A 12524-nucleotide genomic window follows, 5' to 3' on the forward strand; every position below is an offset into this window, starting at 1 on the left:
GAGTAAACAATGTCTAAGAAATTAACATTTCAAGAAATTATTTTGACTTTGCAACAATTTTGGAATGACCAAGGTTGTATGCTCATGCAGGCTTATGACAATGAAAAAGGTGCAGGTACAATGAGTCCTTACACCTTCCTGCGTGCCATCGGGCCTGAGCCATGGAATGCGGCTTATGTCGAGCCATCACGTCGTCCTGCTGACGGCCGTTATGGGGAAAACCCTAACCGTCTTTACCAACACCACCAATTCCAAGTGGTCATGAAGCCTTCTCCATCAAATATCCAAGAGCTTTACCTAGAATCCTTGGAAAAATTGGGCATTAATCCTTTGGAACACGATATTCGTTTTGTCGAGGACAACTGGGAAAACCCATCAACTGGTTCAGCTGGTCTTGGTTGGGAAGTTTGGCTCGATGGGATGGAAATCACTCAGTTTACTTATTTCCAACAAGTAGGTGGATTGGCAACTGGTCCTGTGACTGCAGAAGTTACTTATGGTTTGGAACGCTTGGCTTCTTACATCCAAGAAGTAGACTCTGTCTATGATATTGAGTGGGCTGATGGTGTAAAATACGGAGAAATCTTCATCCAGCCTGAGTACGAGCATTCAAAATATTCATTTGAAATTTCGGACCAAGAAATGTTGCTGGAAAACTTTGATAAGTTTGAAAAAGAAGCCGGTCGTGCACTAGCAGAAGGCTTGGTTCACCCTGCCTACGACTATGTTCTCAAATGTTCACACACCTTTAACTTACTTGACGCGCGTGGAGCTGTTTCTGTAACCGAACGCGCAGGCTATATCGCTCGTATTCGTAACTTGGCCCGTGTCGTAGCCAAAACCTTTGTCGCAGAACGCAAACGCCTAGGTTACCCACTTTTGGATGAAGCAACACGTGCCCAACTACTAGCAGAAGACGGAGAGTAGTAAGTAATACTATGCTCTAAAATCGTTGAAGGCAAGTCGAAGACTTGCTAGAGGGATATGCACCGCTGTACTGGTATGTGGGGATTTTTGAAACTTTAGGTTCAAAAATTAGTCAGCTAAATCCACTTTGATGAGACTGTTGGAAATCTTGGTTTATTTGGTATAAGATTTCCATACAGACTCACAAAGTTAGTTAGCGACGTCCCCAGTACTTAAGGTGCATATCAAAAAAAGATTGAAGAAGATGTAAAGGAAATAACATGACAAAAAACTTATTAGTAGAACTCGGTCTTGAAGAGTTACCAGCCTACGTAGTAACTCCAAGTGAAAAGCAACTAGGTGAAAAAATGGCAGCCTTCCTCAAGGAAAACCGCCTGTCCTTTGAAGCTATCCAAACCTTCTCAACACCCCGTCGTTTGGCTGTTCGTGTGATTGGGCTTGCAGACAAACAGTCTGATTTGACAGAAGATTTCAAGGGACCAGCTAAGAAAATCGCCTTGGATAGTGATGGAAACTTCACCAAAGCAGCCCAAGGATTTGTCCGTGGGAAAGGTTTGACTGTTGAAGATATTGAATTCCGTGAAATCAAGGGTGAAGAGTATGTCTATGTTACCAAGGAGGAAGTTGGTCAACCAGTTGAATCTATCATTCCTGGTGTCGTGGATGTCTTGAAATCCCTAACTTTCCCAGTCAGCATGCACTGGGCTGGAAATAGTTTTGAATACATCCGCCCCGTTCATACTTTGACAGTTCTCTTAGACGAACAAGAGTTTGACTTGGACTTCCTTGATATCAAGGGGGATCGTGTGAGCCGTGGTCATCGTTTCTTAGGACAAGAAACCAAGATTCAGTCAGCAGTTAGCTACGAAGAAGATCTTCGTGCACAGTTTGTAATCGCGGATCCACGTGAACGTGAACAAATGATTGTTGACCAAATCAAGGAAATTGAGGCAAAACATGGTGTACGTATCGAAATTGATGAGGACTTGCTTAACGAGGTCTTGAACTTGGTTGAATACCCAACTGCCTTCATGGGAAGTTTTGACGCAAAATACCTTGAAGTGCCAGAAGAAGTCTTGGTGACTTCGATGAAGGAACACCAACGCTACTTTGTTGTCCGTGATCAAGATGGAAAACTCTTGCCAAACTTCATTTCAGTCCGTAACGGAAACGCAGAGCATTTGGAAAATGTTATCAAAGGAAATGAAAAAGTCTTGGTAGCCCGCTTGGAAGACGGAGAATTCTTCTGGCGTGAAGACCAAAAATTGGTTATCTCAGACCTTATCGAAAAATTAAACAACGTCACCTTCCACGAAAAGATTGGTTCTCTTCGTGAACACATGATTCGTACTGGTCAGATAGCCACTCTCTTGGCAGAAAAAGCTGGTTTATCAATGGATGAAACCCTTGACCTTGCTCGTGCAGCAGCCATTTACAAGTTTGATTTGTTGACGGGGATGGTTGGTGAGTTTGATGAACTTCAAGGGATTATGGGAGAGAAATATGCACTTCTAGCAGGTGAAACTCCAGCAGTTGCAGCTGCCATTCGTGAACACTACATGCCGACATCAGCTGAAGGAGAACTTCCAGAAACTAAGGTTGGAGCCGTTCTTGCTCTTGCAGACAAATTGGACACGATTTTGAGTTTCTTCTCAGTAGGCTTGATTCCATCAGGTTCTAATGACCCTTATGCTCTTCGTCGCGCGACGCAAGGTGTTGTTCGTATCTTGGATGCCTTTGGTTGGCACATTGCTATGGATGAGCTGATCAATAGCCTTTATGCTTTGAAATTCGACAGTTTAACTTATGAAAATAAAGCAGAGGTCATGGATTTTATCAAGGCTCGTGTCGATAAGATGATGGGTTCTACTCCAAAAGACATTAAGGAAGCAGTCCTTGCAAGTTCGAACTTTGTTGTGGCGGATATGTTGGAAGCAGCAAGTGCTCTCGTAGAAGCAAGTAAAAAAGAAGCTTTCAAATCGTCTGTTGAATCTCTCTCACGTGCCTTTAACTTGGCTGAGAAGGCAGAAGGTTCTGACACGGTTGATCCTGCCCTCTTTGAGAATGAAGAAGAAAAAGCTTTGGCGGAGGCAGTAGAATCATTAGTCCTATCAGAAACTGCAAGCCAGCAATTAGAACAACTCTTTGCGCTTAGTCCAGTTATTGATGCTTTCTTTGAAAATACCATGGTAATGGCCGAAGATCAGGCTGTCCGTCAAAATCGTTTGGCAATCTTATCACTACTAACCAAGAAAGCAGCTAAGCTCGCTCGTTTTAACCAAATCAATACTAAATAAATTCAGTCGAACGGACTGTATCTTATCACAAAGGAGAAGAAATGGATCCGAAAAAAATAGCTCGTATCAATGAGCTTGCTAGAAAGAAAAAAACAGAAGGTCTAACTTCTGCTGAAAAAGTGGAACAAGCTAAGCTTCGTGAGGAATACATCGAAGGCTATCGTCGTTCAGTTCGTCACCACATCGAGGGAATCAAAATCGTGGATGAACAAGGAAACGACGTTACACCAGAAAAACTACGCCAAGTACAACGTGAAAAAGGTTTGCACGGCCGTAGTCTTGATGATCCAAATTCATAACATTCAAGGGTTTTGTAGATGATTTACAAAACCTTTTTTTGCTAATAACAAAAAAGAAGGAGCCAAGTGGCTCCTTTTTGATTTCTTAGTTGCTCGCACCAGAAGTAGCGTCAGCGCCGCCTCCGTGACCACCATCGCCTCCAGCATCAGAAGCACCAGAAGTAGCATCAGCGTCTCCATGACCTCCAGCAGCAGGAGCGAATGGCCCACTACCACCTACCAAACGTTGACCAGTTTCTTGTAGGTACCAGTCAAGCCATGGTTGGAAGTTAAAGACGATTTCATTGATACCAGCGTATGATCCATCAGGATAGTACATAGCTTGGTAGTTGTGAGTGTTGATAACACCTGCAGGCGAACCTGGAACGATCGTACGGACGTATTCTTGGTTTCCGTTGCGAAGTGTTCCGATAACCCACTCTACATTCTTCATGCGTGCTGGCGGAAGAGAAGCATGCACAGTTGACATACGGCTACCTGATTGAGGTGGTACACGTTTAGCAAACATGGTGTCTGGATCTTGGTGAGCGTTGTTGTAGTAGAGGAATTGGTTGTTGTCATCAGCATATGTCAATTCAAATGGCATAGCTTTCAAGAACATATCGATTTGGTTAACTGTAAGGATACCATGGTCCAATTTGACATAGGTATCACCAGAAACAGCACCAGTGATTGCTGCAACTTTTTCTACCCATTCTGGATCGTCAGGGTCAACTTCTGTGATGGTTGTAGCAATTGGTTTTCCACAATCCAAGTCTTCTGGTTCGATTGGTTTTGGTTTTTTCAATTTTGAAACGACTCCTACGTATTTAACAAAGTTATCTAAGCAAGTTTCAAGGAATTTAACAGTTCCTTCGTTGGTGATGTTTCCATTGTTATCAAAAGCTTCTTTGGCTTTACCAAGAAGGAATTCATTTCCTGGAAGTGTGTAGGCGTTGACACCTGGAGCGTCTAGGATCTTACGAAGGTGAACTTGGGCACGTGAAGTTCCTTGGTCGTAGTATGATGCTCCCACAATCATAACAGGTTTGTTTTCAAATGGATGAACTTCGTATGAAAGCCATTCAAGCACAGATTTGAGAGAAGCTGAGATAGTGTGGTTGTGCTCAGGAGTCGCGATAATGACACCATCAGCACGTGTAATCTTGTTATACAAGAAGCGCAATTGGAAACTTTCGTCCCATTTTTCGTCTTGGTTAAACATTGGAACTTCGTCGATTTCAAGAACTTCTAATTCAAATTTGAATTTGAAATTGCGACGGATAAATTCCAAGAGTTTGCGGTTATATGATTGATCGTAGTTTGATCCAACAAGTCCAACAAATTTCATTCTTTCGGTCTCCTATCTTACAAATTTTCCCAGTCGAATTCTTCAGCATCTTTGCGAAGCAATTCTTGTGCATTGCGCAATTTCTCAGTAATCTTCACAAAGATACGGAAGTCATCAAAGATGGCATCCAATTTCTTGATAACATCAAGGTCAACCAAGTCTCCACTTGGGTTAAATGCTTGAAGAGAGTGAGAAAGCAAGAATTCATCTGGTAGAACATTTGCCTTAATTTCAGGAGCGTTCAAGATTTGACGAAGTTGCAGTTGGGCACGAGATGAACCAAGAGTACCGTAAGAAGCACCAGTGATCATGATTGGTTTGTTCAAAAGTGGGTAGATACCATAGGATAGCCAAGCAAGAGCGCTCATCAAAACTGCAGGAATAGAGTGGTCGTACTCAGGAGTACCGATAATGACACCATCAGCTGCTTCAATTTTAGCAGCAATTTCAAGAATTTCAGCAGGAAGAAGTTTGTCTGCTGGTTTGTTGAAAACAGGGATGTCTTTGATTTCAACGAGTTCAATCTCAGCCTTATCGGCGAAGTGTTTTTGCATGTATTGGAGCAATTGGCGGTTTGTAGAACGTTTAGAGTTCGTTCCAACAATGGCAATAAGTTTTAGCATGAGATTTCCTTTCTCTTTTTACATAATACAAATTTAAAGGCCTGAAGAACAAGTAAGGTTCCCCTCTTTGTCGATGAGGATGGCTTCGATACCATCTAAACTTTCGACTTGCCAGAGGATAGAAGCGCTACGTTCTCCGAATAGGCGGGTTGTCCAAATCTCACCATCGACAGATTTATCTGAGATAATCGTTAGGCTAGCGAGGTCTGTTTCGACAGGAAATCCTGTCTCACTATCAAAGATATGGTGATAGTCTTTTCCATCTACTGTCAGGTGGCGTTCATAGATACCTGAAGTGACAACGGATTTGTTAGACGCAGGAATGGTTAGGAGATGATTGCCACGAGGATTTTGCGGATCTTGAATCCCAATCTGCCAGGCTTTCCCTTCTTTAGCTTGGTTATTCCCGATGGTGAGGATATTTCCTCCGAGATTGATCAAGGCAGAGGTGACACCGTGTGCTTTTAAATACTGGGAAACCTTATCTGCACTATAGCCTTTGGCTAAGCAACCTAGATCAAGCTTCATTCCTTTCTTCTCTAAAAAAACAGTAGAGCTAGTCGGATCCAACTTGATAAAATGCGGGTCAACTAGGGGCAAGACAGCTTCGATTTCGTTTAACTCTGGAAGTCGTGCATCTGCAAATCCGATTCGCCAGGTTTGAATCAAGGGACCGATACTGATATTTAGATGGCTAGAGGGAGCTAGGCTGTGCTCTAGTCCAAGAGCAATCAGTTCAAATAGGTCAGGATGAACCTTAACAGGTGCGATTCCAGCCTGGTAGTTGATTTCCATCAGTTCGGATTCTTGACTATTGGCGTTGAAGCGGTATTCGAGCTCCTTGAGCAAGTCAAAAGCGCCCTGAAGCAGGATTTCTGCCCGCTCATCTACTAATGAAATCGTGATAGTTGTTCCCATTAGCCGTTCAGAACGTGAACGAAGAGGCAAGCTACCAACTCCTTTCTACTTCATAGGAAATATTCAAGTTAGGTTAAATTTATGAGAATTGAACCCCTTACATTTTCTTTCCATGTTTCTAGCATAACATAAAGTCAGCGTTTTCACAAATAAATTTTAACAAAAAGTCAAGAAATATGCTTAAAAAATATTAAAATAAGGATAGAAACTCAAATAAATAATATAATAAAGCTTAAAATTACTTAAAATATGAGAATTCTAAGCAAATACCTTGTAAACGCTAACAGCAAATGTTATACTAGGAGGGTAAATTAAATTTTAAAGGTGGAATTATTCTATGAGTAAAATCGTTGTAGTTGGTGCTAACCACGCTGGTACAGCATGTATCAATACTATGTTGGACAACTTTGGACATGAAAATGAAATCGTTGTATTTGACCAAAACTCAAATATTTCATTCCTTGGTTGTGGAATGGCGCTTTGGATCGGGGAACAAATTGATGGTCCAGAAGGTCTCTTCTACTCTGATAAAGAAAAATTGGAAGCAAAGGGTGCAAAAGTTTACATGAACTCACCTGTTCTTTCAATCGACTATGACAATAAAGTTGTGACTGCAGAAGTTGAAGGTCAAGAACACAAAGAGTCTTACGACAAATTGATCTTTGCGACTGGTTCAACTCCAATCTTGCCTCCAATCGAAGGTGTTGAAATCGTTAAGGGCAACCGTGAGTTCAAAGCAACACTTGAAAATGTTCAATTTGTTAAGTTGTACCAAAACGCAGAAGAAGTCATCGAAAAACTTGCTGACAAGAGCAAACACCTTGAACGCATCGCTGTAGTTGGTGGTGGTTACATCGGTGTTGAACTTGCTGAAGCTTTCGAACGTCTTGGAAAAGAAGTTGTCCTTGTTGATATCGTAGACACTGTTTTGAACGGCTACTACGACAAAGACTTCACTCAAATGATGGCTAAGAACTTGGAAGACAACAACATCCGCTTGGCACTTGGTCAAACAGTAAAAGCTATCCAAGGTGATGGTAAAGTTGAACGCTTGGTAACAGACAAAGAAACATTTGATGTGGATATGGTTGTTCTTGCTGTTGGTTTCCGTCCAAATACAGCTCTTGCTGATGGTAAGATTGAACTATTCCGCAACGGTGCCTTCCTTGTTGACAAGAAACAAGAGACATCAATTCCAGGTGTTTATGCAGTAGGTGACTGTGCGACTGTTTATGACAACGCTCGTAAAGACACTAGCTACATCGCGCTTGCTTCAAACGCTGTTCGTACTGGTATCGTTGGTGCTTACAATGCTTGTGGACATGAATTGGAAGGAATTGGTGTACAAGGATCAAACGGTATCTCAATCTACGGTCTTCACATGGTTTCAACTGGTTTGACTCTTGAAAAAGCTAAAGCTGCTGGTTACAACGCAACTGAAACAGGCTTTAACGACCTTCAAAAACCAGAATTTATGAAGCATGACAACCATGAAGTTGCCATCAAGATTGTTTTTGACAAAGACAGCCGCGAAATTCTTGGCGCTCAAATGGTATCACGTGATTCAGCTATCAGTATGGGAATCCACATGTTCTCACTTGCTATCCAAGAACATGTGACAATTGACAAGTTGGCTCTGACAGACCTGTTCTTCTTGCCACACTTTAACAAACCATACAACTACATCACAATGGCTGCTCTTACAGCTGAAAAATAATAGAATTGTTATTTGAATATGAAAAAAAGTTGAGAAGAAATTTTCTCAACTTTTTTACATGTAATAAACAATAGCAATATATTGGAGAGCAGACGCAGCTAAGATAAAGAGATGCCAGATCATGTGGAAATAAGGTTTTTTCTTAGCGTAAAATCCAGCTCCAACTGTATAACAGAGTCCGCCAGTTACCATGAGGCTCCAAAAGACTGGCGTTGTTTGACTGATAATGGCAGGAATAATTGCCAGAACCAACCAGCCCATAATCAGGTAAAGAGCAAGACTGAATTTCTCATTGACCTTTTTAGCAAAGATTTTATAGAGGATGCCGAAAATGGTCGTTCCCCACTGAATGGCAATAATCAGATAGCCAAACCAGTTATTCATCAAAGTCAATACGACTGGTGTATAAGAGCCTGCTATGGCCACATAAATCATAGAGTGGTCGATGATTCGTAAGACGTATTTGTGGGTCGAACCATAGGCCATAGAATGGTAAATGGTTGACGAAAGGAACATGAGAAATAGACTGATAACAAAGATAGAAACACCAAAAGATGATAAAAATCCATGTACTTCGTAACTATAGGTGGATGAAATGGGGAGTAAGATGAGCATGATAACTGCGCCCACAGCATGGGTTACGCTATTGGCGATTTCTTCTCCAAAACTGAGTTTTTTACTGAGCTTTAGGCTGGTATTCATTGGATTTCCTCCTCTTCTTTGCTAAGGATTAAGTCTAGAGTTTGATGATAGAGTTTAACCGTTTGGCAGCTGGTTTGGATAATAGGATTCTCTGGATCAATCCCATGGTTCATATAGTCCACAAAAGCATCGTAGAGCTGGTCTGAGCTTGCATAAGTGTGTAGAGTATTCAGTGTCTGAGCGATTTCTTGAATCGAAAAGACAGATTTGAGAGTAGTGATAGCAATTAAACGGGCAATCTGTTTGCGTTGGTATTTCTTCTTGTCAGGCTTTGTCAGGTAACCATGTTTGACATAGTTATTGACCATAGATGCGGTCAGGCCCTTTTCTTTATCTGGAGAGATAGGGGCGCAGACTTGATTGACATAAAGCAAAACCTGATCCAGATAGAGGTCAATGTTTGGAATTTCTTCCCATTTTGGGTAGGAAAAGATAGAATTCATTTCCAACTCCTTTTTATCTAGTTTTAATAACTAGATTATAAAATAATAAAAAACAAAAGTCAAGTTTCAACTGCTTGTAGAAAGCCCTAAATTATGCTATGATGAGAGAAACTAGTAAGAAGAGAGGAGAAAAGATGGAGATTCGTTTAGCTTTTCCAAACGAAGTAGAGGCGATTATGCAGGTGATGGAGGATGCCAAAAAATGCTTAGCCAAGTCAGGAAGTGACCAGTGGCAAAATGGCTATCCAAATGCCGACATCATTATTGATGATATTATCTCTGGTCAAGCCTATGTAGCCTTGGAAGAAGGAGAATTACTAGCCTATGCTGCTGTGACCAAGAACCCAGAGGAAGCCTATGAAGCCATTTATGAAGGAAGTTGGCAGGGGGAAGAATCAGAATATCTGGTCTTTCACCGTATCGCCGTAGCAGCAGATGTACAAGGGCAGGGAGTTGCTCAGACTTTCCTAGAAGGCTTGATTGAAGGATTTGATTACCTAGATTTTCGTTCAGATACACATGTTGAAAACAAGGCCATGCAGCATATCTTTGAAAAACTTGGATTTAGTCAGGTCGGAAAAGTTCCAGTTGATGGGGAACGCTTGGCTTATCAGAAATTAAAATAATGACGCAGAAAAAATACTTTAAAATACTCTACTTGTCGCCAATCGGAACCTTGTCCTTGGTCGCTGATGAGCAATATCTTTATGGAATTTGGGTGCAGGACCAAACTCATTTTGAGAGAGGTATCGATACGGATGGGATAGAAATCGTTAAGGAGCATCCTGTCCACGACAAAGTTATTTCCTATTTAGATGCTTATTTCGATGGGAGAGTTCAAGACTTGTCTCTCTTGCCCTTGGCTCCCATTGGGACGGATTTTGAAAAGCGAGTCTGGACCTACTTACAGAGTATTCCTTATGGGCAAACAGTGACTTACGGTCAAATAGCTAAAGATTTGCAGGTGCCCTCTGCCCAAGCTATTGGCGGAGCAGTGGGGCGTAATCCCTGGTCCATCCTCGTCCCCTGTCATCGAGTGCTAGGGGCAGACAATCGTCTGACAGGCTATGCTTCGGGAGTCGAAAAGAAAGCCTGGCTCTTGCAGCATGAAGGTGCGATTTTTCAAGAAAATAAAGAATAGAAAGAAAAGAAAATGTTAGAATTTATCGAATACCCAAAATGTTCAACTTGTAAGAAAGCAAAAAATGAACTTGACCAACTCGGACTTGACTACCAAGACGTCCATATTGTAGAAGAAACACCAAGTGAAGACGTGATTTTGAACTGGTTAGAAACTTCTGGTTTTGAAGTGAAACAATTTTTCAATACCAGCGGGATCAAATATCGTGAACTGGGCCTGAAAGATAAGGTAGGAAGCCTATCCAACCAAGAAGCAGCCAAGCTTCTGGCAAGTGATGGCATGTTGTTAAAACGTCCAATCTTATTGGAAAATGGTGCTGTTAAGCAAATTGGCTATAGAAAATCCTACGGGGAACTGGGCTTGAAATAGTTTTTATCTATCTCCTTGATAGGTAAAATATATAACTTCCCTGTTTTAAAGTGTGATAAACTAGAAGGTAGACAAAGTCTGCTTTATCCGTAGCAAATAATTTGCTTGCGAGCAGAAGTATGGTAGAATGAATCATTATCAGGAGAGGATGTTTTTATGACTGTTACAACACTTTTAGTATCAGATTGGTACCAGAGCTTGATGCAGCTGATTCCAGATGGTAAGCTCTTTAGCTTGCGTTCGGTTTTTGATGGGATTCCAAGAATTGTCCAACAACTTCCCACAACTATTATGTTGACGCTTAGTGGTGCGATTTTTGGTTTGGTGCTGGCCTTGGTTTTCGCCATTGTAAAAATCAACCGTGTTAAGATTTTATATCCCTTGCAGGCCTTTTTTGTCAGCTTTTTAAAAGGGACACCGATTTTGGTTCAGCTTATGTTGACCTACTACGGGATTCCACTTGCTCTGAAAGCCCTCAATCAACAATGGGGAACCAGCTTCAATATCAATGCTATTCCAGCAGCAACCTTTGCGATTGTAGCTTTTGCCTTTAATGAGGCGGCTTATGCCAGCGAAACCATTCGTGCAGCCATCCTTTCTGTCAATCCTGGTGAGATTGAAGCGGCGCGCAGTCTGGGAATGACCCGTGCGCAAGTTTATCGTCGTGTGATTATTCCTAATGCAGCGGTGGTAGCTACTCCAACCTTGATCAATTCCCTCATCGGTTTGACCAAAGGAACTTCTCTAGCTTTTAGTGCGGGTGTTGTCGAAGTTTTTGCCCAGGCTCAGATTTTGGGTGGAGCGGATTATCGTTACTTTGAGCGATTCATCTCCGTTGCTCTTGTTTACTGGGTAGTCAATATCGGAATCGAAAGCCTCGGTCGCTTTATTGAGAAGAAAATGACCATTTTAGCGCCGGATGCAGTAACTACAGATGTGAAAGGAGACCTTCGTTAATGATTAAGATTTCGAATTTAAGCAAATCCTTTTCAGGTCAGACTGTCTTGGATCATCTAGACTTGGATATCCAAAAGGGAGAAGTAGTAGCCTTGATTGGTTCATCTGGAGCAGGGAAATCAACTTTCTTGCGTAGCCTCAACTATCTTGAAACACCAGATAGCGGATCCATCCAGATTGACAATTTTACAGTTGATTTTTCTCAGATTAGCCAAGAGGAGATTTTGACCCTTCGTCGCAAGTTGTCCATGGTTTTTCAACAGTTTAACTTGTTTGAACGCCGAACAGCCCTTGACAATGTCAAGGAAGGCTTGGTCGTTGTTAAGAAATTATCAGATGAGGAAGCAACCAAAATCGCCAAGGAAGAGTTGGCTAAGGTCGGTCTTTCTGATAAGGAGCAACATTACCCTCGCCATTTGTCGGGTGGGCAAAAGCAACGGGTTGCCCTAGCGCGCGCGCTCGCTATGAAACCAGACGTCTTGCTCTTGGACGAACCAACATCAGCTCTTGACCCAGAATTGGTCGGAGAAGTGGAAAAGTCTATTGCAGACGCCGCTAAGTCTGGTCAGACCATGATTTTGGTCAGTCATGATATGTCTTTTGTAGCCCAAGTGGCAGATAAGATTTTGTTCCTAGATAAGGGGAAAATCATTGAGTCAGGCACACCGGATGAGATTATCCACCATCCGAAAGAAGAACGGACAAAAGAATTCTTCGCTAGTTACAAACGGACTTATATTTGATATAATAGTAAAAGGAAAACTCAGTTAGTTGGACTAGCTGAGTTTACTCTTTAAAAAA

General features: G+C 41.8%; 14 protein-coding genes. 9 read left to right on the plus strand and 5 right to left on the minus strand.

Going from position 1 to position 12524, the window contains the following annotated elements; genetic code table 11:
- Window positions 1-9 precede the first annotated feature (9 nt).
- From glyQ to FGK98_RS03395, 3 genes are all read left to right on the plus strand, one after another.
- Window positions 10-927 (plus strand): glycine--tRNA ligase subunit alpha, encoded by a 918-nt coding sequence (gene glyQ / locus FGK98_RS03385; protein WP_138100021.1) that lies wholly within the window; start codon window positions 10-12, stop codon window positions 925-927.
- Window positions 928-1187: 260 nt separating this feature from the next.
- A complete protein-coding gene (gene glyS, locus FGK98_RS03390) occupies window positions 1188-3224 on the plus strand; it encodes a glycine--tRNA ligase subunit beta (RefSeq protein WP_138100022.1) in 2037 nt (678 codons plus the stop codon).
- Between the two features lie 41 nt (window positions 3225-3265).
- Window positions 3266-3523: a DUF896 family protein gene (locus FGK98_RS03395; RefSeq protein WP_138100023.1), complete on the plus strand. Its 258-nt coding sequence runs from the start codon at window positions 3266-3268 to the stop codon at window positions 3521-3523.
- Window positions 3524-3608: 85 nt separating this feature from the next.
- Here the strand turns inward: FGK98_RS03395 and FGK98_RS03400 are convergent, their stop codons facing one another.
- From FGK98_RS03400 to FGK98_RS03410, 3 genes are read right to left on the minus strand one after another with little or no spacing between them, the layout of a single operon-like run.
- Window positions 3609-4853 carry an NAD(P)H-dependent oxidoreductase gene (locus FGK98_RS03400; protein WP_138100024.1) on the minus strand — a complete coding sequence of 415 codons (1245 nt, stop codon included), beginning with the start codon at window positions 4851-4853 and terminating at the stop codon, window positions 3609-3611.
- Between the two features lie 17 nt (window positions 4854-4870).
- Complete coding sequence (locus FGK98_RS03405; protein WP_138100025.1) at window positions 4871-5476, minus strand: NADPH-dependent FMN reductase; 606 nt, start codon at window positions 5474-5476, stop codon at window positions 4871-4873.
- Window positions 5477-5509: 33 nt separating this feature from the next.
- On the minus strand, window positions 5510-6424 hold the full coding sequence (locus FGK98_RS03410; protein ID WP_138100026.1) for an FAD:protein FMN transferase: 915 nt from the start codon (window positions 6422-6424) through the stop codon (window positions 5510-5512).
- Window positions 6425-6731: 307 nt separating this feature from the next.
- On the opposite strand from FGK98_RS03410, the gene nox reads away from it, so the two are divergent.
- A complete protein-coding gene (nox, locus tag FGK98_RS03415; protein WP_138100027.1) occupies window positions 6732-8111 on the plus strand; it encodes a H2O-forming NADH oxidase in 1380 nt (459 codons plus the stop codon).
- Between the two features lie 54 nt (window positions 8112-8165).
- On the opposite strand, the gene trhA is transcribed toward nox, so the two are convergent.
- Window positions 8166-8813 (minus strand): PAQR family membrane homeostasis protein TrhA, encoded by a 648-nt coding sequence (trhA, locus tag FGK98_RS03420; protein ID WP_049537232.1) that lies wholly within the window; start codon window positions 8811-8813, stop codon window positions 8166-8168.
- Complete coding sequence (locus FGK98_RS03425) at window positions 8810-9256, minus strand: DUF1836 domain-containing protein (RefSeq protein WP_138100028.1); 447 nt, start codon at window positions 9254-9256, stop codon at window positions 8810-8812. The genes trhA and FGK98_RS03425 overlap by 4 nt, the downstream gene beginning before the upstream one ends.
- Before the next feature lie 134 nt (window positions 9257-9390).
- Between FGK98_RS03425 and FGK98_RS03430 the strand changes: the two genes are divergently transcribed.
- From FGK98_RS03430 to FGK98_RS03450, 5 genes are all read left to right on the plus strand, one after another.
- Window positions 9391-9882 (plus strand): GNAT family N-acetyltransferase, encoded by a 492-nt coding sequence (locus FGK98_RS03430; RefSeq protein WP_138100029.1) that lies wholly within the window; start codon window positions 9391-9393, stop codon window positions 9880-9882.
- The gene (locus FGK98_RS03435; RefSeq protein ID WP_138100030.1) at window positions 9882-10397 is read left to right on the plus strand and encodes a methylated-DNA--[protein]-cysteine S-methyltransferase; all 516 of its coding nucleotides are present in this window, start codon (window positions 9882-9884) and stop codon (window positions 10395-10397) included. The genes FGK98_RS03430 and FGK98_RS03435 overlap by 1 nt, the downstream gene beginning before the upstream one ends.
- 12 nt (window positions 10398-10409) lie before the next feature.
- Entirely contained in the window at window positions 10410-10766 is a 357-nt protein-coding gene (locus FGK98_RS03440; RefSeq protein WP_138100031.1) for an arsenate reductase family protein, read from the plus strand.
- A 156-nt stretch (window positions 10767-10922) separates the two neighbouring features.
- Window positions 10923-11723 (plus strand): amino acid ABC transporter permease, encoded by an 801-nt coding sequence (locus tag FGK98_RS03445; RefSeq protein ID WP_138100032.1) that lies wholly within the window; start codon window positions 10923-10925, stop codon window positions 11721-11723.
- Window positions 11723-12466: an amino acid ABC transporter ATP-binding protein gene (locus FGK98_RS03450; RefSeq protein ID WP_138100033.1), complete on the plus strand. Its 744-nt coding sequence runs from the start codon at window positions 11723-11725 to the stop codon at window positions 12464-12466. Before FGK98_RS03445 ends, FGK98_RS03450 begins: the two co-directional genes overlap by 1 nt.
- The last annotated feature ends 58 nt before the right edge of the window (window positions 12467-12524 follow it).

It is taken from the genome of Streptococcus australis (assembly GCF_901543175.1).
In the GTDB taxonomy this organism is placed as follows: Bacteria; Bacillota; Bacilli; order Lactobacillales; family Streptococcaceae; genus Streptococcus; species Streptococcus australis_A.

Excerpts from the sequence above, each read along its gene's own strand:
- glyQ (WP_138100021.1), top strand. The coding sequence starts at position 10 with ATGTCTAAGAAATTAACATTTCAAGAAATTATTTTGACTTTGCAACAA.
- glyS (WP_138100022.1), top strand. The coding sequence starts at position 1,188 with ATGACAAAAAACTTATTAGTAGAACTCGGTCTTGAAGAGTTACCAGCC.
- FGK98_RS03395 (WP_138100023.1), top strand. The coding sequence starts at position 3,266 with ATGGATCCGAAAAAAATAGCTCGTATCAATGAGCTTGCTAGAAAGAAA.
- FGK98_RS03400 (WP_138100024.1), bottom strand. The coding sequence starts at position 4,853 with ATGAAATTTGTTGGACTTGTTGGATCAAACTACGATCAATCATATAAC.
- FGK98_RS03405 (WP_138100025.1), bottom strand. The coding sequence starts at position 5,476 with ATGCTAAAACTTATTGCCATTGTTGGAACGAACTCTAAACGTTCTACA.
- nox (WP_138100027.1), top strand. The coding sequence starts at position 6,732 with ATGAGTAAAATCGTTGTAGTTGGTGCTAACCACGCTGGTACAGCATGT.
- trhA (WP_049537232.1), bottom strand. The coding sequence starts at position 8,813 with ATGAATACCAGCCTAAAGCTCAGTAAAAAACTCAGTTTTGGAGAAGAA.
- FGK98_RS03425 (WP_138100028.1), bottom strand. The coding sequence starts at position 9,256 with ATGAATTCTATCTTTTCCTACCCAAAATGGGAAGAAATTCCAAACATT.
- FGK98_RS03430 (WP_138100029.1), top strand. The coding sequence starts at position 9,391 with ATGGAGATTCGTTTAGCTTTTCCAAACGAAGTAGAGGCGATTATGCAG.
- FGK98_RS03435 (WP_138100030.1), top strand. The coding sequence starts at position 9,882 with ATGACGCAGAAAAAATACTTTAAAATACTCTACTTGTCGCCAATCGGA.
- FGK98_RS03440 (WP_138100031.1), top strand. The coding sequence starts at position 10,410 with ATGTTAGAATTTATCGAATACCCAAAATGTTCAACTTGTAAGAAAGCA.
- FGK98_RS03445 (WP_138100032.1), top strand. The coding sequence starts at position 10,923 with ATGACTGTTACAACACTTTTAGTATCAGATTGGTACCAGAGCTTGATG.
- FGK98_RS03450 (WP_138100033.1), top strand. The coding sequence starts at position 11,723 with ATGATTAAGATTTCGAATTTAAGCAAATCCTTTTCAGGTCAGACTGTC.